The 21,483-nt window shown below is 63.0% G+C and carries 18 protein-coding genes and 1 tRNA gene; 9 read left to right on the plus strand and 10 right to left on the minus strand.

Features of this window, described 5'->3' with window-relative positions:
• Positions 1–75: 75 nt before the first annotated feature.
• On the minus strand, positions 76–870 hold the full coding sequence (locus tag E6C64_RS00290; RefSeq protein WP_136425636.1) for an alpha/beta hydrolase: 795 nt from the start codon (positions 868–870) through the stop codon (positions 76–78).
• A 308-nt stretch (positions 871–1,178) separates the two neighbouring features.
• Between E6C64_RS00290 and E6C64_RS00295 the strand changes: the two genes are divergently transcribed.
• A complete protein-coding gene (locus E6C64_RS00295) occupies positions 1,179–4,061 on the plus strand; it encodes an ATP-binding protein (RefSeq protein ID WP_136425637.1) in 2,883 nt (960 codons plus the stop codon).
• 145 nt (positions 4,062–4,206) lie between these two features.
• Here the strand turns inward: E6C64_RS00295 and E6C64_RS00300 are convergent, their stop codons facing one another.
• Entirely contained in the window at positions 4,207–5,028 is an 822-nt protein-coding gene (locus tag E6C64_RS00300; RefSeq protein ID WP_136425638.1) for an alpha/beta fold hydrolase, read from the minus strand.
• Positions 5,029–5,214: 186 nt separating this feature from the next.
• On the opposite strand from E6C64_RS00300, the gene E6C64_RS00305 reads away from it, so the two are divergent.
• Both E6C64_RS00305 and E6C64_RS00310 read left to right on the plus strand, forming a co-directional pair.
• Positions 5,215–6,096, plus strand: a complete 882-nt coding sequence (locus tag E6C64_RS00305; protein ID WP_158437680.1) for an alpha/beta fold hydrolase — start codon at positions 5,215–5,217, stop codon at positions 6,094–6,096.
• Positions 6,097–6,191: 95 nt separating this feature from the next.
• The gene (locus E6C64_RS00310; protein ID WP_136425640.1) at positions 6,192–7,190 is read left to right on the plus strand and encodes an SLAC1 family transporter; all 999 of its coding nucleotides are present in this window, start codon (positions 6,192–6,194) and stop codon (positions 7,188–7,190) included.
• 23 nt (positions 7,191–7,213) lie between these two features.
• Here the strand turns inward: E6C64_RS00310 and E6C64_RS18835 are convergent, their stop codons facing one another.
• Together E6C64_RS18835 and E6C64_RS00315 are read right to left on the minus strand one after the other, a co-directional pair.
• Positions 7,214–7,411, minus strand: coding sequence for a three-helix bundle dimerization domain-containing protein (locus tag E6C64_RS18835; protein ID WP_158437681.1), 198 nt, complete (start codon positions 7,409–7,411; stop codon positions 7,214–7,216).
• Between the two features lie 26 nt (positions 7,412–7,437).
• The gene (locus E6C64_RS00315; protein ID WP_136425641.1) at positions 7,438–7,776 is read right to left on the minus strand and encodes a cupin domain-containing protein; all 339 of its coding nucleotides are present in this window, start codon (positions 7,774–7,776) and stop codon (positions 7,438–7,440) included.
• 386 nt (positions 7,777–8,162) lie between these two features.
• Between E6C64_RS00315 and ftsH the strand changes: the two genes are divergently transcribed.
• Positions 8,163–9,965, plus strand: coding sequence for an ATP-dependent zinc metalloprotease FtsH (ftsH, locus tag E6C64_RS00320; protein ID WP_199240918.1), 1,803 nt, complete (start codon positions 8,163–8,165; stop codon positions 9,963–9,965).
• A gap of 66 nt (positions 9,966–10,031) precedes the next feature.
• On the opposite strand, the gene E6C64_RS00325 is transcribed toward ftsH, so the two are convergent.
• A complete protein-coding gene (locus E6C64_RS00325; protein ID WP_136425643.1) occupies positions 10,032–13,691 on the minus strand; it encodes a YobI family P-loop NTPase in 3,660 nt (1,219 codons plus the stop codon).
• A 516-nt stretch (positions 13,692–14,207) separates the two neighbouring features.
• Between E6C64_RS00325 and E6C64_RS00330 the strand changes: the two genes are divergently transcribed.
• The 4 genes from E6C64_RS00330 to E6C64_RS00345 all read left to right on the plus strand — a co-directional run bounded on the left by E6C64_RS00330 (position 14,208) and on the right by E6C64_RS00345 (position 18,125).
• On the plus strand, positions 14,208–15,833 hold the full coding sequence (locus E6C64_RS00330) for a relaxase/mobilization nuclease domain-containing protein (protein WP_136425644.1): 1,626 nt from the start codon (positions 14,208–14,210) through the stop codon (positions 15,831–15,833).
• Positions 15,834–15,997: 164 nt separating this feature from the next.
• The gene (locus tag E6C64_RS00335) at positions 15,998–16,300 is read left to right on the plus strand and encodes a hypothetical protein (protein WP_136425645.1); all 303 of its coding nucleotides are present in this window, start codon (positions 15,998–16,000) and stop codon (positions 16,298–16,300) included.
• A gap of 159 nt (positions 16,301–16,459) precedes the next feature.
• Complete coding sequence (locus tag E6C64_RS00340) at positions 16,460–17,023, plus strand: helix-turn-helix domain-containing protein (RefSeq protein ID WP_136425646.1); 564 nt, start codon at positions 16,460–16,462, stop codon at positions 17,021–17,023.
• Positions 17,010–18,125, plus strand: a complete 1,116-nt coding sequence (locus tag E6C64_RS00345; RefSeq protein ID WP_136425647.1) for a site-specific integrase — start codon at positions 17,010–17,012, stop codon at positions 18,123–18,125. Before E6C64_RS00340 ends, E6C64_RS00345 begins: the two co-directional genes overlap by 14 nt.
• Positions 18,126–18,182: 57 nt before the next feature.
• On the opposite strand, the gene E6C64_RS00350 is transcribed toward E6C64_RS00345, so the two are convergent.
• Positions 18,183–19,016, minus strand: coding sequence for a hypothetical protein (locus E6C64_RS00350; protein WP_158437682.1), 834 nt, complete (start codon positions 19,014–19,016; stop codon positions 18,183–18,185).
• A 55-nt stretch (positions 19,017–19,071) separates the two neighbouring features.
• Between E6C64_RS00350 and E6C64_RS00355 the strand changes: the two genes are divergently transcribed.
• Positions 19,072–19,830 (plus strand): abortive infection family protein, encoded by a 759-nt coding sequence (locus E6C64_RS00355; RefSeq protein WP_158437683.1) that lies wholly within the window; start codon positions 19,072–19,074, stop codon positions 19,828–19,830.
• A gap of 212 nt (positions 19,831–20,042) precedes the next feature.
• On the opposite strand, the gene E6C64_RS00360 is transcribed toward E6C64_RS00355, so the two are convergent.
• The 4 genes from E6C64_RS00360 to E6C64_RS00375 form a co-directional block, all read right to left on the minus strand.
• Positions 20,043–20,116: transfer RNA gene (locus E6C64_RS00360), tRNA-Ile, on the minus strand.
• A gap of 41 nt (positions 20,117–20,157) precedes the next feature.
• On the minus strand, positions 20,158–20,565 hold the full coding sequence (locus tag E6C64_RS00365) for a DUF3224 domain-containing protein (protein WP_136425650.1): 408 nt from the start codon (positions 20,563–20,565) through the stop codon (positions 20,158–20,160).
• Between the two features lie 158 nt (positions 20,566–20,723).
• Entirely contained in the window at positions 20,724–21,191 is a 468-nt protein-coding gene (locus E6C64_RS00370) for a nitroreductase family deazaflavin-dependent oxidoreductase (RefSeq protein ID WP_136425651.1), read from the minus strand.
• A 70-nt stretch (positions 21,192–21,261) separates the two neighbouring features.
• Complete coding sequence (locus E6C64_RS00375; protein WP_136425652.1) at positions 21,262–21,483, minus strand: three-helix bundle dimerization domain-containing protein; 222 nt, start codon at positions 21,481–21,483, stop codon at positions 21,262–21,264.

The raw sequence follows: 21,483 nt of genomic DNA on the forward strand, positions 1-21,483 counted from the left end.
CCGCGCCACCCTGTCTCGGCAAGACGAGACGCACCTCACCTGCATTTCCGCCGTAGAGCTCTCGCGATGAGAGGTTCAGTTCCGCAGGCCCTTCTCCTCCAACCAATCGACAATTACATTCGCAACCTGTTCCCAGTTCTCGTCGAATACCAATGAGTGCCCGATTCCCAGGAATTCGAAGTTCTGTTCGACAGATATCGAATCGCGAAAAGCGAGTATCGAGGGGTCCTCTAGCGCGATTAGGTCCTTTGAGGGTCGGTTCGTTGGAAGGAGGAGCAATGGACCCGCAGGCCCTTCTGGAGGAGTCCGGATCAATCGGAATCCATCCGACGCCACCTCGAGCAGCGGATTCACTGATGCGGGGATGTAGAAACGCTCGTAATACGAGGCTGCCTCGTCATCGGACGCGGCAGTGCAGAACGCGTTGTGAAACTGCTCCACGGTCATCGTGACGATGGAGCTGCCTAGCGGGTCGAACCCAAAGTCCGGATCTGTAAGGCGCAGTCGCTCGATCGAGCCCGGCAGCGCATTTCCTGACTGGGCCGGATCGATCGCTACTGCCGCGATGGCGACCCCGTCTGCGAGGAGCCTTTCGGCGATCAAAGCTCCGAAAGAATGCCCGACGACGATCGGAGGCTCATCGAGAGCCGCGATCCGATCCTCAAAGTGCCTGACCGCGTCGTCTAGCGAGATCCCTTCAAGATCCTTCGAGTGCGAGCGCGTCTCCTCGACGTCGGTACGCTCGCCGGGCCAGGTAGGCGCCTCGGCGCGATACCCCTCAGCGATGAACCGATCGACCCAACGGGACCAGATCGAGACGCCCTTCCATAACCCGTGGATGAATACCACCGGACGACCTGGCCTGCCCATGGTTTGTCCTCACTCCCGTATCAGCGTTGCTCAATCCACCACCCGGAAGGCCCAGTCAAATGACTGGGATTGGGGCGAAGTCGTGTGGATTGCGCAGTTTGAGGAGTTGATCCGGGAACTCGCCAATTACCCTGGATCTACGGCCGATACCGGCCGGTGCGCAACGGGGGTGTGTCTTGTCGACGGTGCATCTCAGGTGTCTCGCGTGGCGGAGATGCGTTCAGGGGTAGAGTCCCGGTCCAAGATGAACTGTGTCTGCCCATTGCGAGGCCGCGCCGAGCACACGGACATTCCTGTCGAGGGCCCCCATGACGCAGATTGACGTAGACGGCACACGGCCGAGCGGACGCGCTCGCACACGCCGCGCGCCTACGCGTGGACGCGATGAAGAGTTGCGCTTCCTCGAGAGCGCAGTGCGACGAGCTGCAGCCGGCCTCGGCGGATGGGTGGCTGTCACCGGACAGCCGGGATCGGGCAAGACTCGAGTGCTCGAAGACCTTGAGGCTCTGGCGAGCGCGGCCGGTGTACGCTATTTCTATGGCAGCGGCGATTCAGAAGGTCACCTGACCCCGTTCGCGCCGCTGCTCAACGCGATGCAGTCGGGCGGCATCTCGCTTCTAGAGGAACACGAAGTAGAGGGCCTCGAATCCAGTCCAGAGGACCGCTTCTGGATCCTCCAGGAACTCCAGGACGGCTTGGACCATGCTTCGCTCGGTGGCCCGATGGTGGTCGTGATCGACGATGTTCAGTGGTGCGACGACGCAACGTTGCTCGCGATGAAGACGCTCCCTCAGCGTCTCGTCGCTTCACCCATCCTCTGGGTCGTAGCAGTCCGCCAAAGCGCACTGAGGTCGAGCCGGGTTGTCAGCGTATTCGAGCGCTACGCGGACATCGAGGCGAACGTGGTCACTCTGCAATCGCTCTCCGACGAAGCGGTTGCGATGATGGTGGAGGACCTCGTCGGGTTCCCTCCTGACGCAGGCATGCTCAAATCCGTGCTGCAAGCAGAAGGCCTTCCCCTCTATGTGCAGGAACTCCTCACCGGCCTCATCGATGAGGGCCTCGTCCAGGTCGAGAACGGCGTCGCCACCTTGCTTGGCGCAGCCGTTCCCCAGCGGTTCCGCGAATCCGTGAGAGCGCGAGCCATGGCATTGTCCGGCCCCGGACGCCAGACACTCGAAGTGGCATCTGTCATCGGTCAGTCGTTCGCTCTCGACGTGCTCGCTGACATGCTCGACGTCAGCGTGCGGGAACTCATCGATCCGGTACGAGAGGCGGTCGAAGCAGGACTGCTCCTGGAGGTCGGCGATGACCTTCGGTTCTCGCACGATCTGTTTCGAGAGATCATCCAGGAGGGAGTTCCCTCCAGCGCCCATCGGATCCTGCAGCGAAAGGCGATCGACGTCCAACTGGCGAGAGGCGGCGACGTCGTCGAAGTTGCGACGATGCTGGCGAGCAGCGCGCAGTTCGGCGACCTCGAGGCGGTGTTGCTCCTTCGCAGCGCCGCGCGTCAGTTGAGCTCACTGACGCCGTCGACCGCAGCTGATCTCGTATTGCGTGCCCTGGAACTCGCTCCAGATAGCTACCTCGACCGGGCGGAGCTCGTAACCGAGACCGCAACGTACATGTGGCAGGGCGGTCAGGCGAAGCAGGCTAGGCAGCTCATCGAGGAGGAGCTCAGCAGGACGACATCGTCCGAAGAGGAGGCTCGCCTGCGAATCGGCATCGCCGACATGTCGCGTCAGTTCTCCTTTGCAGAAGCCGTTCGGCACTCGAGGATGGCTTTGGCGCTTCCCGGGCTCAGCGAGGGTACTCGCGCGCTCCTCGAGTCACAACTCGCAATGAACTCTTTGATGACAGGCGACCATCAGCGCGTCGTCGACAAGATGAGTGCCGAACCGAACGATCTCGCGCTTTTAGCGAGCCACACCATGGCGCGAGCTGCCACCCAGTTCTACGGAGGTCAGTGGCAGGCCTCGTTCGCGTCCTCGCATGAATCGCTAGTGATCGCCGATCGAGCCCATATTCGCTACCTTTCGTCGTTTTCAACGGAGGCGGTGTTCCTGGCTTTCGCCTACGCCAGCATCGGAGACATACGGTCCGCGTTGCGTGAAGCCGACCGCGGAGTGCAAGAGACGACTCGTTCACGCCAGGGAGGCGCCATGCGCCTCTGGGTGATGGTGCGATCACGCATTCTTCTCGACGCGGGGCGATTAGCGGACGCAACCGTCGAGTCAAACGCCGTGCTTGAAATGGTGGATGAGCTCGGTCCCGGAAACTTCGCCGACATCACGGCGATCTACACGCTCGTGCGTGTGGCGCTTTATGAGGGAGACGTGCAGGCGATGGCTCGGTGGCGTCCCGACGCCGAGCGAATGATGAAAGACGAGGCTTCCCGAATCCAGAACGTGGGCTCCTGGCTAGTTGCGCTCTGTTACGAATTCGAGGGCAGATCCGACGAGGCGATCGCCCTCGCCCTTCCCGTGATCGACCGACTCCACATTCCTTCGCCCTACTTCGTCGGAAGCACTGACGCGGCAGACGACGTGGTGTTCGTGCGACTTGCACTTCGGACCGGCCATCAAAACGCGGCCCTCAAGATGATCGAGTTCATCGAAAATCGAGCGCGGGAGAACCACACCTTCTCGATCCTTCGAGCCACGGCCCTGCACGCGCGAGCACTGCTGACGGACGACCGGATGGCAATGGTGAAGGCCATCACTCTCCTCGAATCGATCGAACGTCCGATCGTCCTCGCCTCGGCCGTCGAGGACCTGGCTCGGATGACAAGACCCGTGAGTGCGCTCGAAGCGATCGACCTGTATAGAACTGCAAAGACTCTCTATGCAGAGGCCGGCGCCTTTCGCGAGGAGGCTCGCGTCAACAGGAAGCTCGCCGCGCTCGGCGAGCGGGATGAGGGGAAGGTCAGCGCCGACGGCACCGTCGCGTGGACGAGTCTCTCCGCCGCGCAGCGAGAAGTGGTAGCGCTGATCGTTCAGGGTCTGACGAACCGCCAAGTCGCCGAAAAGCTGCGCCTGTCCCCGCACACCGTGAACGCGCATCTGCGCTACGCGTTCACCAAGCTTTCTGTTCACTCCCGGGTAGAGCTCGCGGGTTTGTACCACCGCATGGAGACGCCGACAACGCCCCGAGCAACCACCCGCGTCGCTCGCCCGCGGAAGAAGTCCTAGCCCGCCGATCGGCCTCGGCGCAGGCCGAGCTCTGATGGCTGTCCGAGCAGCGACACCTCCGATGAACGACCGGTGCGGCCAACGAACTCGCCCGAGTTCGCTAGCCGCACCGGAGAATCGGAGACGATCAGGTCAATGCGGTGCGTCAGCTCCGCAGGAATTCGAGGATGTCGTTGTTGACCTGGTCCTGCAGGGTGGCCGTGAGGCCGTGCGGGGCGCCGGGATAGAAGATGTGCTTCTCGTCGGGAAGGATCTTGATGGCCTTCTCCGCGGAGGCTTCGATCGGCACGATCTGGTCATCTGTGCCATGGAGCACGAGCGTGGGGATCGTCATCTTCTTCAGATCTTCATTGAAATCCGTCTCTGAGAACGCCTCGACGCATTCATACGCATTGAGTACCCCGCACTGCATTCCCCACAACCAGAACTGCTCGATCATGCCTTCCGAGACCTCTGAACCGCCGCGATTCGCGCCGTAGAAGGGAACAGCGAGCCCCCGCCAGAAGTCGGAACGATCGCCCGCCACGCCCGCGCGCAGGCCGTCGAAAACACTCATCGGCGAACCTTCCGGATTGCTCTCACTGACCACCATGATCGGCGGTACGGCGCCGATCAGCACCGCTTTGGAGACACGACTAGTTCCGTGGCGGCCGATCAGGCGAGCGACTTCGCCTCCGCCCGTCGAGTGGCCGATCGCAGTCACGCCAGTCAGATCCAGCGACTCGATGAGGAAGGCGAGATCATCGGCGTACTGATCCATGTGATTGCCCTCGCGGGGCTGGCTTGATCGTCCGTGGCCCCGCCGATCGTGCGCGATCACGCGATACCCCTGCTGGACAAGGAAGAGCATCTGACTGTCCCACGCATCGGCATTCAGCGGCCATCCGTGGGAGAACGTGACCACCGGGCCCGAACCCCAATCCTTGTAGAACAGCTCGGTTCCGTCCGGTGTCGTGGTCTTGCTCATGGGTACTCCTTGTGTCGTCCGATCAGGTCGAACGCCAGCCTCGCACCGCTGGATTAGGCAGCCCATGTCGAAAGAGCATGCGCAGTTCTGTCAATTGCATGCCCTGTGGAGCCATCCGAATCGTGGCCCATGGCTATGCATCTTCGGCATGAGACATGGGCTGGGACGGAATCCATACTCAACCGCATGAACAACCTCCGCTCCCACCCCCGCCGCCTTCGGGCCATCACCCTCGCCGCCGGCGCATTCGCCGCATTCGCGCTGCTCGTCGCAGGACAGTCGCAGATCGCGTCAGCCACCCCGTCCCCAGCCACGCACCCGCAGAGCGGGTCCGGAGCCGCCAAACCCAGCATCGTGCTCGTCCATGGAGCATGGGCTGACGGCTCGAGCTTCACGCCCGTGACGCTCGCCTTGCAGGCCGCCGGGTACAAGGTGCTGGTCGCCCCCAATCCGTTGCGCAGTCTTGAGAACGACACGAAGGTGCTCGCCGACTTCCTTGCTCAGAAGACGTCCGGCCCCGTCGTCCTCGTGGGCCATTCGTATGGCGGCATGGTGATGACCGGAGCAGCGTCGGGCAACGCCAACGTGAAGGCGCTGGTCTACATCGACGCCTACGCCCCTGACGCTGGCGAAAGCGCGCAGTCGCTGACGAACGCACAGCCAGGATCGCTGCTGAACGTCCCGGCAACCGACGTCTTCGACTTCGTCCTGCCCGCTCCGGACGCACCCCAGGCGCTCTACGACAGCTACATCAAGCTCGACAAGTTCAAGGCCATCTTCGCCGCCAGCCTGCCAACCGTCGAAACCAACCTCCTAGCCGCCAGCCAGAGCCCCGCAGCTCTCGCATCCATCGGCTCGCCATTCGTCGGCACCCCCGCCTGGAAGACGGTTCCGAGCTGGTTCGTCATCGGCACTGCAGACCAACTGCTGCCTAAAGCCGAGCAGGAGATCATGGCGAAGCGCTCAAACGGTCAAATCACCAGGATCGATGCGCCCCACCTCTCCATGCTCGCCAAGCCGCTTCAGGTGACGAAGGTCATCCTGGACGCCGCCCGTAGCGTCAAATAACGCTGATCCGGAGATCCCGCCCCGCCGCGTTGCTCGTAGCGGGGCGGGATTCGGCGTCTCCATAGGCAGCGAACACGTATAGACGGAACGAATAGATGACGCAGGCTCCAACCACCGGGGAGCGGATACCGCTCAATACCTTCGCGATCTCATTCGGTCTAGTCGGCTTGGCCGGAACCTGGACGGCCACAGCAGAATCGCTGCACCTGCCCGACGCTATCGCCGAAACGTTCTGGGGCATCGCGTTCGTCGCATGGCTGGTGCTCCTTGTGATTCACCTGGTCGCAGGTCGACGAAGCTTGCAATCGCTGGCTACGCAGATCAGGCATCCGACCCAAGGACCGTTTGCCGCAGTTCCTTTAGTCGTGGGATTGCTTCTTTCCACGCACCTGATCCATGTGGCTCCGATCGTCGGTTCTGCGCTGATCATCGTTTTTCTAGTCCTCCTGACGGCGTTCATCGCCTGGTTCATCGCACAATGGCTTTTGGGTCATATCGCTATCGAGAGCCTGCACGGCGGCTACTTTCTCCCGGTTGTCGCGGCTCCCTTCATCGCGGCCCTGTCCATGACGCGAGTGGGTGCTCCAGCACTGGCCGTCGGCTTGTTCGGGATCGGCGTGTTCTTCTGGATCCTCGTGATGGGGCTGTTCGTGACGCGCCTCATGTTGCACCCACCTTTGCCCGCGCCACTTCTTCCGACTCTCGCGATACTCGTGGCCCCACCCGCCGTCGCCGGCAACGCGATGTTCGCACTAGGAGAAGGGACCGGGGCGCGCGCGCAAGTCATCCTGGCCGCGCTTCTAGTGCTGATGCTCGCAGTTCAGGTGGCCCTGATTCCCGTCTATCGGCACCTGCAGTTCAGTCTGGGCTTCTGGTCATTCACGTTTTCGCCGTGCGCAGCAGCCACCTTCGCGATCACGTGGATATCGATCGCCCGGCCGCCCGGATGGTTCGCGTGGTCGATCACTCTTGTCATCGTCGTGACCGCTTTAGTCGCGGTCATTGCAATCAGGTCGACGCGCCTGGCTGTACAGAGCCACATGTCGCGGGTCGCGAGTACGCGTGGTACTCGAGCATCTGCGTCGGATCTCTGACGTCGCGTCGACTCGTCCGCCGGTCAGCCAGCCCGCAGGCGGGACCTGACCCGACGCTCGGCGATGATCCCGATGTACGCGGTCACAGGTGAGTCTTCGAGCGCTCGCACCTCGTCGCGAACCCGAAGCTCGATAAGATCACGGCTCCGGTCCGGATACGCGATGACGAGCTTGTTCGTCACTTGGCGGATGACAGCATCGGCCTCGAATGCGGGCGCCACCGAAACTCGAACAATTCTCTAAGCGGTCAGAGCGACCAGGGCGGAGCGAAGCTCTTCCCCGCGACGGTGGCCAGGAACCCCGCAGGGCTGACGATGGTCGCGGAGGCAACGGCATCCGTCATATTGATGAGTTCCACGAGATGACCGGCGGGGATAACGAGGATGTCTCCATGCGTCCCGATATCCGTCTCGCCCGACACGAGCAGCGTGATCTCGCCCTCATCGACAATGACGATTTGCTCGTGATTGAGCGAGTGGATGCCCGAGCTCCCCCCAGGTGACAGCTCCGCTCGCCACGCGCTCAGCTCTGAGGTACCCCGGCTGGGAGTGGCAAGAACGCGGAAATTGATGGCGCCGGCCGCCATGGTTGGAGCATCCGAGATGGTCACGACTGGCACGAATGCTCCCTTTGGGCTCGGATCGGGGTGCAATGTGGCACCGTCGAGAGGCTAGTTCTCCACTCGCGCCGTCGAAGGCGACATGCAAAGAGCCGATCGGGCGATGCGCTGCTCGCATGGTGGTTATGACCGGGGGCGAGCAGCTGGCCTGCCCCCCTGGAGCGAGAGCGCCCCCGGCCAGATGTCCGCTCGCCATGCGTCTTGCACATACCGAGTGACCGGAAGCTGATCGATGCACACTCTCAGCCACAACTAGCTTCGGCTGTATGACTGCGACCGGACGACCTGTTCCTCCGAAGGACAAGCCGGTCGCCCCGGCCCCGCCGCCACCGCCCGCGTGGCGGCGCTGGCTCGTGCCCGCTGGATTCGCGATCACCGCCTTCCTGCTGCTCATGCCGAACCTCTTCGGCGCCGCGGCCATAGCGGTGGACTACGGCGACTTGGTCGGCCAACTCGAGACCAAGAAGGTCGACACCCTTGTCCTGAGCGCCGACGGCGGTATCACGGGCGTATATGTTGACGGGTTCGAGGACGGCGCCTCATTCACCTCCCGCTACCCAACGGCCGCGGCACAGAACGATCCTGACTTCCTCGCGGCGGTCACGAACCCGACGATCGTGCCGCACTTCCGGGCTATCCCTGTCGCGGAGTCGTTCCTGAGCGTCCTGCTGTCATTCCTTCCCCTCGCGCTGCTCATCGGGTACTTCATCTACGTGGGACGCGTGGCTCGCAAAGGTGGAGGCATGCTGGGCGGTGCCATCGGCCGGATGAAGCCACGCGTCATCGACACCGAGCGCCCCACGACTAAGTTCTCCGACGTCGCGGGATACGCCGGCGTGAAGAAGGAGATCAGCGAGGTCGTCGACTTCCTCCGAGACGCCCCTAAGTACGCGGCGGCGGGCGCGGTCGGACCGAAGGGCGTGCTGATGTCGGGCCCTCCTGGCACCGGCAAGACCCTGCTGGCCCGCGCAGTCGCCGGCGAGGCGAACGTCGCCTTCCTCCCCGTGACCGGCTCGTCGTTCATCGAGTTGTACGTCGGAGTCGGCGCGTCCCGAGTGCGCGACCTCTTCGCGGAGGCCCGCAAGCGGTCGCCCTCCATCATCTTCATCGACGAGATCGACGGCATCGGTCAGCGTCGCGGCAACGGTCAGTTCGGCGGCAACGATGAACGCGAGCAGACCCTCAACCAGCTGCTGGCCGAGATGGATGGCTTCGATCCATCGACCGGCGTCGTCGTTCTCGCCGCGACCAATCGCCCCGAGACGCTGGATCCCGCGCTGCTCCGCCCAGGCCGGTTCGACCGACAAGTCACAGTCCCGCTACCGAACGCGGGGGAGAGGGCGGAGATCCTCGCCGTGCACGCCCGAGGCAAGAAGCTCGCAGCAAGCGTCGACCTCGGAGCGGTCGCGCGATCGACGCCAGGCTTCTCCGGAGCCGACCTAGCCAACCTGGTCAACGAGGCGGCGATCTTCGCGGTACGTGACAGCCGAACTGAACTGACACGCGAAGACTTCGCCGGTGCACGCGACCGCATCCTCCTGGGGCAGCGGCTCGGATCCAACTTCCTACTGGAGGACGAGCGCAAGAGCGTGGCCTTCCACGAGTCCGGTCACGCCCTAGTAGCCGCACTGACGCCCGGAGCCGATCCTGTCGACAAGGTCACGATCCTGCCGAGCGGTATGGCTCTCGGCGTCACCGAGCAAATACCGGACGAGGAGCGCCACCTATACACGGAGGAACGCCTCCGAGCCAGCCTGGCCGTCCGGCTGGGCGGTCGCGCTGCCGAGCTGGTCGTCTTCGGTCAAGGATCGACGGGCGCGTCCAATGACCTTGCGAGCGCAACGCAGCTCGCGACGCGGATGGTATCCGAGTTCGGGCTATCGCCGGAGCTCGGGCCGGTGGGCTACTCGTCCGACGGTCCCCGCTACCTCGGCGTCGGTGGGGGAGAGGCTCACGCCTACGGCGAGGCGACCCAGCGGGTGATCGACACCGAGGTCGCGAGATTGATGCGCGAAGCAGAGGCCAGAGCGATAAGGGTGCTCACTGAGAATCGCGCGGCGCTCGACAGGCTTGCTGATGAGCTTCTTGCTCACGAGACGGTCGACGGCGCAGTGGTTCGCGCCGTCGCGATGGGCGGTTCTCTGGCGCCGTCGTGACGGCTCCATCTGCGAGAAGCGGCGCATCTATGCGAGAAGCGTCCTTCGCTCGTCCAGGCCGAACGCTTAGCCCGCCGCACCGCGCCGCCGATAGACAACCATCGTGGTCGGGTTGCCACGATCCTCAGCGATCTTTCCAGCGAATCCGTCGACTTGCAGTCGCCCGACTAGTGACCTGTGCGCGGGGTCGTCGATGAGCTTGGCGGTTCCTGACCCGGCGGTCGCGAGCTTCGCGTACTCACCGCCGAGCGCTACCAGGAGCGCTGTGAGACTGCCGATGTTTCGAGCGCCGATGTTGATGGGGACAAGGGCCATGACACGGTCCCGTGCCGCTCCCAGCTCGACCGCCCTTACCAGCAACCGTGTTTGCACGTTGCTGCCATTCGCCGTCGCGAATCTGAGCAGCTCATCCACCGTTCGTTGGTTGCCGCGATCGAACGAGCCGGTGGCGAACAGGACCGCGGTCCGGACGTTGTCTGGAATGGCCTCGTTTCCAGCGATGGACTGAAGGTCGCTCGCGTCGAGCTCGGTGTCGTTGACGAAGGCGGGGAACCCGGGGGACTGTGCCATGAACGCCGCCCGTGCCCGCGGGTAACCACGCACATGGGCGAAGGTATCCGCAGTGTCGGGTAGGCGGCCAGCCTCGACCAGCCGGGCGACGAGCTCCGAATCGTCGGGCGCCACATCGCCAATGTCTATGGAGGTCGCGTCTCCCATGCTGACTAGGAGTCGCACTTTCTGCTCCGGTGTCATGTTCGCCGCAAGAAGTACAAGGCCTTGCAGCTCTGCCGCAAAGGACTCGCCGGCTGGGTCCACCTCGATGGACGGGACTCGAGCTAGCAATTGCTCGAGGTCCGCGGCGGACATAGCGCCCCGGGCGGCGCTTTCCATGAGCGCCTTAAGGTTGCTCAAGGTAGGGCGCACGCGGCCCGCTCGCGCGACCGCTCCCCAGAGGGTTTCGGCGATTTCGGATATGTCGTCGGCCGTGCACTCCGTCGACGCCAGTTCGGCCACCCGTTCGACTAACGCCGGCGCCTTACCGTTGACCCACCAAAGAACTGCAGCGAATTGGCCCGAGTCGCGGATCGTGGTCCGGGTACCGTGCGAAGCGTGTATGACTTCGACGTAGTCGGCCAGGTGTGCCAGCATGTGCTCGGCAAGCGGTGGGTCGTCCGACCGCAGGTCGTCAAGGCTGAGGCCGCTCTCGGGGGCCGCGTCCCGAAGGTTCGCTTCCGTGATGGCGAAGGCGTGCCTGTCGATGACGGCTGCCCGCAGCGACGCGTGCAGTTGCCGCAGGTCAAGAAATTCCACCCCCAGTCGCGCTACCGCTGTGGCGATGGAATCCGCGGTCTCAGGGGCGGCCGGTTTTGAGAACACGGGCAGCTTCTCCGGCGCCCCCTCGATCGCCTTTCGGACGGCTGCGTTCGTGTCGTAAGGCCGATTCGAGGCGCCTGCGAGGGCGGAGGATAGAAAGGATGGCAAGCGGGGATCCTCTCCATATCGGTCGACTAGCCAGGCGAAAATATCGCGGTCCAGTGGTGCCAGTTGATGAAGCAACGCCAAGGCGTTCTCGCTGCGCTCCACATATTCGTAGAGGAATGCGCGGTCGACTGTTGTTCCAGTTGCGAGGCTCGATACCAGGTGGACGGCTTCGTCAAGGGGGCCTCCCGTCGCACTGCCAGTGAGGAGGTGGTCCAGGATTTGCACGTTGTAGAGCGAACGTCCCTCCAGGGCCGGCAATCCCGCGTACTTCACCAGGCCCTCGATGTCGGCGACCTCGTCGAAGGCGTAAAGAAGGTTAGCCTCGTGTTTCTGCACGAACCGTATGAAATACGTCATGGCAGCCGCGGAGATACGAGCATCCTTGAATTCCGAGGAATACAGGGTGAAATTGAGGTCGATGAGTTCGGCCTGCAGTAACGCGGTCGTAAGCGGATCGGTGAAGAGTTCGGCGATCAACCTGTTGAACACAACTTGACCCTTGCTCGCCTTCATAGCCACGGGCAGTAGTGGTAGATCGTCTGATGTGAGCACAACTTCATAAAGTTGATCTGCGCTTAGCAGTTCCGAAAGGCTCATCGACTCCAGACCTTGCCGCTCGTCCATCAAAGAGTTAGCTCTTCGGCGCAATGTCTCGCTTGCTTCACGCTCCCACTGATCGAGATCCAGGTTCAGGCCTCCAAGGAAAGTCCAGATTTCCTCCCTGCTGAATTCGAGAGAGGCTGTTTGCTGTTGGTAGTTGCGGACGGTGAGAAATGTAACTGTTAGCTTCGCCCCGTTCGAGTTCAGTCGACGCCAGAATGCAGGTGTCTCAAGTTCGACGGGTGCAAAGCTGGCACTACCGACCCGGAAGTCGGTCGGAGCCCCATGACCGAGGCGAGGAAAGATCTGGTCGAAGATGGAGCGCAGAGCTACTCCTAGCTCGGCAGCTCTCGTCTCGGCTGTCTGCGACTTGGCGCGGTCTCTCAGGTCCAAGGCTTCCTTGGCCAGCCGGTCTGAATTCTGTTGCACTGTGTCGGTTGCAGCCCTGAACGCGACATCGAGTGAGCTGGACCCGGACCGGATCTTCTCAAAGTCTCCTGGATGGAGGTTTTTGTAAACGACCATCGCGAACAGCTTGTCAGCATCTAGTCCCTGGAGTCCGGTCGTCGAGAGGATCCTCCGTCGGAACACCTCCCATTCGTTCCTAATGTTTTTGATGAGTCGCATATCTGTGAGATGCGCCGCCACCGTCTCGATCAGCATGGAACTACTGGGCGCGTTCTGGCCAAGCACCTGGAGAAGGAGCGCCGCTGAACTTCGGTGAGTGATAAACGGAACGAGGGGAATGATTGCGCCGAAGAACTTCGCCCGCTCGGATCCGTCGCCCACATCCGTGCCGCCGGGTGTTCGCTCGAGGTCGAAGACACTGTCGCGGATGGCGTAGACGAAGCGGACGGTCTTCTTGCGGCGGAGCTGTTTCGAGCCGTTGAGCAACCCGTTCAGTTCCTTCAGGGTCTCGAAGATGTGAGGCTCGTTGAACCGGTCGAGATCTTCGAAGATGACGATCTCTGCTTCCGTGCGCTCAAAGAAGTACACGATCTCGTCGAGATATTCGTCGAAATAGTTGGTGCTGGCACTGGTCAGCTTTATGGAGGCGGAGCCAGAAGCGACCTCCTGGAGGGTGACGCGGTTGTGCAACGCAGACTGGACGATAAGTGCAACCGCCACAATCGCCGCCATCGCAACAAGGTGCACCGCCCACGCCGAGAGCCAATGAGCCGGGAGCAGCGCGACCACGCTAGCGAGGGCATCGGTTGCGTATAGGGCGACCGCGGCCGCAAGGCCGACAGCCAACGACAGCGCGATAGCGATGCTCCATCGCATCGGGGCAATCCGTTGAAAACGTGAGCCTCGCATCTTCGTCGGCTTCTCGATGTATAAAAGTTGTTTGACGATCTCCTTCTGAACGATGTTGGTCTTTGAAAATCGATTCGAGTCCGAGGCTCGAGACGTGTCTCGCTTCTCTTCGATCACTCCGTCACCCAGGGTCGGCAACGATATGGAGATCGCCCGATCCCCAAAGTGTGTCTTGACTCGGTCGATGACGCTGCTCTTCCCGGATCCGTACGGCCCCGTAAGAGCGATGCTTCGCGGAGCTCGCGGGCCCGTCTTCTCGAGTTCGTGAATGAGCAGACTCGAGTAGGTCCCGTGGGAGTCCTCGTCGTACTCGGGCTCCAGCGACATCAGCTCGTACGGCGGCTGCGTCACTGCGGGAATGGGCGTGTAGAAGGAAGCCAGCGACCGGGCGGCACTCGACGCATGCATTCGCGCCTTGGCGCGTGCGACGCGACCGTTCTTACTCATGGTTCAAGCGTAGGAGCAACGCCCGACGCGCTCGCCCAATCACCAACTGAATTGCTTTTCGGCAGAAGTTGAAGCCTTCGTCGCGCACAGCGCAGGCATGGGTGCCGACATGGGTTTCGTCGGCATCGCGTAGCGACGCAAAGCGCCCTTGCCGGAGCGAGCACGACGAACACACTCCAAGGCCGAAACGCAACGAAGTTGCCCAAGAACAGAGATCGGCCGAAGGACGATCCGCTAGAGGATCGAATCCTGGTCCGTGATTGTCGAAGGGTCTCTGCCGGGGTCGGTTAGCGGAGCAAGCTATAGGTTTAGGGCACGTAACCCTGGCCCGTCGGGGCGGTCCTGCCCACACTTGATGTGTGGCCGCATTCGCGGTCGCTGCGCTGGGCAGAGGCGGTGACGACGGTGATTCCGAACATCACTCGCGGCGCCAAGATGGCCGGCCTGCTCGTCTACCTCGCCGGCGACGGACGCAAGGACGAGCACGAAGAGCAGCACATCGTCTCCGGCGACGAGGCCACGGTCACCTTCTTCGGGCATGGAGTGCTCGATCGCGCGACGGCCCTCGCGATAGCCGAAGAGCTCGATCAGCCTCGCAAGGCTTTCGGTACCGAGGTCACTCGACTAATGACGGTCCAGGATCCCGATGGCGGCGAGCCGATCAAGGCCCGAGTGCCCGCGTCCGTCTGGCATGCATCCCTCTCCCTGAGTGCGGAGGAGGGTCAGCTCTCCGATGAGAAGTGGGCGGCAATCGCCGACGACTTCGTCGACGCGATGGGCTTCAGCGAGACCACCGGTGAGGCGCCGTGCCGGTGGGTGGCCATCCGGCATGGGGTCTCCTCGAACGGCAACGATCACATCCATATCGCTGTCTCTCTCGTCCGTGAGGACGGCACGAAGGCCTCGACCCACAATGACTTCCGGAAGGCGCAGAACGCAGCTCGTGATCTGGAGAAGAAGTATGGGCTGCGGATTCTCGAGTCGCGAGAGAACGGGCTGGGTGAGCGTGGAGTCAAGCCGGGGGAGCGGGCGCGGGCGGAGCGTGCTGGTGCGGTCGAGGTGGACTCGCATCGGCTCGAGCGGCTGGTTCGCGGTGCAGCAGCAGCATCAACGACTGAGGCCAGCTTCCTCCAGCGGATGGGCGGCCAGGGTGTTCTGATTCGACCGCGGTTTGCGGCAGGTCGCGATGACGTCATCGCCGGGTACTCGGTAGCCCTGCGTCCGGCCAAGGGTGATCGGCCGGTTTGGTACGGAGGAGGTCGTCTCGCCCGGGATCTGACGCTTCCGCGGTTGCGCGGGGGATGGACGGATTCAGTCGAGGCGGCCGCTGCCGCGGTGGGCGAGTGGCAAAGCGCATTCCGCAATCCCTGGCGCTACAGCTCGTCCCAGTCCGGCCAACCGAGCCAGCAGCCGTCGGCGACGGATCAGCGGGAGCTCGCTGCGGAGGTTGCGAAGCTGGCACAGCAGCTGAAGGCCGTCCCGGTCGATGACCGCGTGGCTTGGTCTCTGGCCGCGCGGGAAGTGTCCGGCGTCTTCGCCGCCTGGTCGATGAAGCTCGAGCCAACGCCCGGCAAGCTTGCCGCCACGGCGCGGTCGCTCGCCAAGAGCGCGCACCTGCCGGCTCATGAGGTGAAGGCGCCGTCCTTCAAGCTGCACTCGTTGTCCTCGGTCGCGTCACTGCTCGCGCTGGCGGATCCGAAGATGAGCCAGGCGGCAGCCGACGCCGCACTCATCCAACAGGTGGGCCGTGCTGTTGTTGCAATCCTCGAAGCGCACCGTGCTGCCGGTGAGGCACAGCGCGCAGAGCAGCTCGCGGACACGATGCGAACTCACGTCGTTGCTCTGCGAGATGAGCTGCGGGCCTTGCAGGTCGCCGCGTCGGACTTCCCGGAAGCCCTCGCTGATTCGCTGAACAGGCCGGCGAGATCGGGCAAACCGATCAGGCGCTCGTGGTCCGACGACGAGGTCGCACGACGGGCGAGGGACCGTGTCGACAAGTCGACACGGGGCTACGGACTCTAAGCGCCGAGCCAAGTAGCGGTTGGTTGTGTCTCGGAGGCACAGGTCGGTCGCGCACGTCCGGGTATCTCTTCGACGATGGCAGGCAACTGCCATCTCATGGAGGCCCGATGCCCGCCCCTCGACGCCGTCCCAACTCTTCGACACCTCGAACCCATCGCCACGTTGTGACGCTGACGCTGGAGGAGGATGCGGCGCTGCAGGCGCTGGCGGACAAGTACGAGATGACGGTCTCGCGCTTCCTCTGGGAGATGAGCATGGTGCCGACCTCGACGCTGACGGAGGACCAGCGGCGCGCTCGGATGGAGCTGTCGATGATCCTTATTCCGTTGCAACACCTGGCGGCGTTCACGAACGCGTGCGCTCGGTTCGCGAATGCGGAGAAGCGGCTACCGCCCGAGGTTGATCAGATCTATCCGGCGTACATGCGGCTCAGTCGAGAAATTCACCGGATCCTGGACCGGATCTGAGGGCTCAGTCGAGAAGGCCATCTCGAATCATGGTCAGTTATCCACCGATATGTCATTCGCTACATATCGATTTAAGTCGTGCGCGATCATCTTCCAGTGCGAGTAATCGAGTCAGAAGTTGAGCTGGAAGAGCACTACGGATCGATCTATCGTCTGCCCATGACACAGCTGCCGATGCCGGGCCTCGGCTCCCGCATCCACCACTACCGGAAGCTGAACCGGTGGAGCGCGCAGCAGCTCGCGAACCACACCGGGGGAGAGGTCAGCCGCTCCATCATCGCCAGCATCGAGAGCGGGCGCCGCGAAGACCTTACGGTCCGCCAGTTCATGGCCATCTGCTTCGCGCTCCAGATCCCGCCAGCCGCACTACTGGTCGATCTGGAGAAACCGTTCGAGCGGCAGCCCGAGGACAGAGGTGGGACGCCGTATGCCAGTGGGTCGACGGCCGCTGCCGTCACGCACTGGCTCCATGGCCAGGCAAACATCACTCCGCGGCTGCCGTCATCCGTGCGCGTGGATCAGGTGCTGCGACTCGTCGACGCCTACCTGGACGATCTGGACACGCTTGCGATCGCCAACGTCCGCGGGCGGCTCATCCACCTCCGCACGAAGTCCGGTGAGGACACCCGCGAGGAACTCCGGCTACTCGAGAACCGCCTCCGAATGACGATCGGCATGCTCCACAACGCAGGAATCGAGGTGCCCGACCATGGGAACAATTGACAGCTACCCCACGTCGTCCGGAAACCGTTACCGCGTCACGTATCGCAAGCCTGACCATCTGCAGACGACCAAGCGCGGCTTCCGGACGAAGAAGGAAGCTCAGATCTTCCTCGCCAATGTTGAGTCGCGAAAGGCCGATGGAACCTACATTGACCCTGCGTCCGCGCGAGCGACCGTGGGTCAACTTGGCGTCGGGTGGCTGGCCGGCCAAACTCACCTCAAGCCCTCGTCGATAGCAGTCGTGGAGTCTTCTTGGCGGCTGCACGTCGAGCCCGTTTGGGGTTCGAAGAGTGTGGGCGAGATCCGCTTCAGCGATGTGCAGACCTGGGTAGCAGACCTTGCGCGAGGCTCCTCCGAGGTCAAGGCTAAGTCGGCTTCATCGGTGCTGCGAGCCCATGGGATCCTCGCTTCCGTTCTTGAAGCCGCCGTCCGAGACCATCGCATCCCGTCAAACCCAGCGCGCGGAGTGATGCTGCCTCGGAAGGTCGGCCGCGAGCATCGGTATCTCACCCACGAGCAGCTCCACCGACTCGCAGAAGCGAGCGGGACCTACTCGACGCTCATCCGACTCCTCGGTTACACGGGGCTTCGGTGGGGTGAGGCCACAGGCCTTCGACCGCAGGACATCAATCTCGAACGGAGAAGAATCTCCGTCGTCCAGAACGCCGTGCTGGTCAAGGGCGAGGTGATCATCGGTACGCCCAAGACGCACAAGCGCCGTTCCGTGCCATTTCCGGCCTTCCTCGTACCGGCTCTGACTGCAGCGCTAGCGGGTCGTGAACGGGAGGACTTCGTTTTCGCCGATCTGCGGGGCAGGCCCCTGGTTACTCCCACCGCTCAGCCACACTCTTGGTACAACCGCTCAATGGCCGCAGCGGGTCTGCCTGGGATGACCATCCATGATCTACGGCACACGGCAGCCTCGCTCGCGATCGCGGCTGGCGCGAACGTCAAAGCCGTCCAGAAGATGCTCGGTCACGCCTCCGCGGCGATGACTCTCGACGTCTATGCGGACCTGTTCGACGACGATCTGGACGCGGTTGCGACCCGTCTCGATCAAGCCGCTCGTTCCGCAAGTGTCATCAAACTGGCCGATTCGTAGGACAGGCGCGGCCACAGCATCCCGGTAGACGGCTGGCCCCATCACGTCCAACCTGACTCAGTCGGGCTGACTTCTCCTCTCCCACCAACGTGTCGCGGTCCTGACAAACTTGTTTCCTGTGCTGCTCAGGTCCGTTCTCAAACCTGCCTCGAACGAAGCGTGAGCGGCGTGAATATGAATAGCGATCTGGCGCATGACCCGATGTGCCGCCAGCTTCGAGACCTCGGCTCGTTTCGACATCCCAAGATAAGTAACAATCCGCCCAGCCTTCGGATCAAAACGGGCGAACTGGCCAAAGAAGTACGCCTCGCCGTCGAATCCCAGCGCGTGCTCTTCCGGCGTCGCCGAACTGGAACTGAAGTTTGAGTAGAGCGACTGCGCGACCTGGCTACGTCGTTCCTCGGTGGCCGGGACGCCATATCCGTGCGTGTAGAGGTCTCGCAGGTCTCGCGCAGCCGAAAACCCGTTCGCGCTCATTAGGAACGGCTTGACCAGCACAGTCCTGTAAAACAGTGCCTCCCACTGCCTGGACCATAGGTTTCCCATCGGGAAGACATAGTGGTGAGCGGGACCTACCCATGCGGCCGCCATTCTCGCCAGCGTTACTTCAGCGAGAGACACGGCTCGGGTGATCGCCATCAAGCCGGCGTGCCCCTCGACGTCCCAAGGGTTGATGCCGAGGGCATTCTCCGCGTCCCAAATCGCATCTCCACCGTCGTACGAGTCGTCGGTGACGTCCGCCATGAGCCGGTCGAACTCTTCCCGAAACTGCGCGTGCGCAGTCATGACGAGGAATCGGTGCATCCCGGAGATCCCAGCCATCTCATCATCGAAATCATCGAGGAATCGATCCCAGCTGGTCGGATCAGTGAGGAGCTCAAGATGCTGCACGATGGGCCTCCATCTCAGGGAGCGCAGTCATAGCGTGACTCGTACTCTGACAGCTATGACGAGGATCACCGGCCGTGTGCGAGGGGTATTCCGTGATTGGGCAAGCTCGATTGTTCTCCGAGACATCGAACGTGTCTGGCAAGCCGAGGGTTTTGCTCCTGGTCAAGGAAGCGCGTCCTACGGAGGGCAACGGGTTGCGCTCTGGGCTGACTACGAAGCTGCAGTTCACTGGGACGACCGGGATCACATACGGCGGGTGTTCCGAGTCTACGAAAGCGTCCTCATCGAGTTTCCGCCGGACGACGGTCTAACTCGATTCGAGAACATCCTTGCTCTCGACGGTCTGCTAATCGATGAGCGACGACGAATCGTCACGGCGGTTGCTCCGCTTGCCTCGTTGTCCGGGATGACGTCCCTCCGGGATGCGGAAGGGATCCTCGAGGCGTTCGAACGAATCCTGCTCCTTCTAGATGGGGATCCAGGGGGTGTTGTCGGAGCAGCCAAAGAGCTCATCGAGGCGACCGCTAAGACGGTTCTAGCCGCCTTTAACGAGGAAGTTGGGGAAACAGAGAGCTTGACCGGACTGGTGGCGCGTTCGCAACGGCTACTAGGGCTAGGCCCGGCCGATGTTAAGGACAGCATCGACGGTGCCCCCTCTATTCGACGCATCCTTGGCGGGCTCCTTTCGGTGGCCCAAGGGGTGTCCGAGCTTCGAAACGCGGAAGGCGGAGGGCACGGGCAGGTCGCGCGCACCCGTCTTACGGCGCGTCACGCTCGGCTGGCGGTAACGCTGCTCGCGCCTGGTGCGAGATAGTGCTTGACACCTACGCCGACCCGCTCGCACCGTATCGACGGAAGTGAGGCGGACCGCTCACTTCGCCCCTCTAGCGAGATCTGGACGAGGTTGCGACCCGTCTCGATCAGGCCCCTCGTTCGGCAAGTGTTGTCAAAATGTTGTCACGCGACGATCCGAGTGCCTCGCTACAGACGTTTGGAGGCTTCAAGATCCGCATAATTCCGGGCTTGTAGGGCGGACGGGACTTGAACCCGTGACCGATGGATTATGAGTCCAGTGCTCTAACCAGCTGAGCTACCGCCCCTCGACGCACACAGCTTATTCGGCGCAGCGCCGTGTCCTCGCTCAGACGATGGAGTAGTCGAGCGTCACCGTGTATGCGTCATCTTCGCCGACGGACAGAGCGCCAGTCCCGGTGATGCCAGCCAGCTCGCCCGTGCCGCTGGCGGGAACGATGATGAAGAGCTGGTTGTACGCGTCGTCTCCGCCGGTGGAGGCCACGTGCAGGAGATTGCATGCGCCGGTCTTGCCGCCGATGGAGCCCTCGAAGGACTCGAGCGCCATGTAGGTGCCGACCCCGGTGCTCGGGTCGAACGCCGAGACGAAGATCGTCGACGCACGCCCGTCGATCTCGCCGGTGAAGGTCTTGATCATGGTGGCGACGCCGACCGGCAGCCCGGTCTCGATCGGAGCTGCGGGCTCCACCGGTGCGGGGATGAAATTCGACGTGGTGAAGTTGCCCGTTGCGATCATGAGACGACCGTATGCCCGAGCTCGGACAAAGCGTGTTCAGGCTCTGCAGGAGGGCTTCGACGCGGGCGCGGGCGCCCGGCTCAGCCATCGGGGAGTGGGTGGGCTTCGACGCGGGCGCGGGCGCCCGGCTCAGCCACCGGGAAAGGACAGGGTGCGCCTCAGCGGATCTTGAGGTCTTTGTCCAGCTGGATGCGGAAGATCGGGTGCAGGTGCGCGATGGTCCTGATCGCATCATCGGTGGGGTTCTTCGGCAGGTCGAAGAACATCCCGACCTCCCACGCCCACTTGACGAGGTAGGTGCGCAGGATCGGCAGCTTCTCGTGATCCGGCACCTCGACCGCAGTGAAGCGGGAGGTCCGGCGACCGATGGTGAGCTCGCCCTCGCCCGCCTCACGAAGATTGCGCACCCAGTTGGTCGTCCCGCGCGGGGCGACGAGATAGGTGGAACCGGCGACGACGAGCGGGTTGACCGGGGTGGTGCGGGGCTGGCCTGACTTGCGACCCTTCACGGTGAGGGTCCGGGAGCCGACGAAGCTGATCCCCACCTTCTGCGCGGCGAGCATGACCGCGTTGAAGATGCGGTCGTGGAGGCGCGGACGGAGGTACTTCGTCTCGGGCGCGCTCATCGCGCAAGGTTAGCGCGGTCGAGCCCCCGCCCGCCGCCCCTTCTCTTATGAGAGGCGCATTCCCACGGGCCTAGGGAGCGGCCGGCTCCTCGTCCTGCTCGATCTCGCGGAGCTGCTCCTTCACGTCGTGCTCCACGAGCACCGGGATGAAGTCGGTGACCGAGGCGCCCCGGAAGTGGGAGTGCACGTCGTCGACGATGCTGGCGATGCGCTCCCGTTCGATATCCGGGTGCTTCGCTGCGAGCCGGTCGACGACCTCAGCGACCGCTGCGTCTTCATCGGGCGTATCCAT

Origin of the sequence: Naasia lichenicola (assembly GCF_004801885.1) — a bacterium.
GTDB lineage: Bacteria > Actinomycetota > Actinomycetes > Actinomycetales > Microbacteriaceae > Naasia > Naasia lichenicola.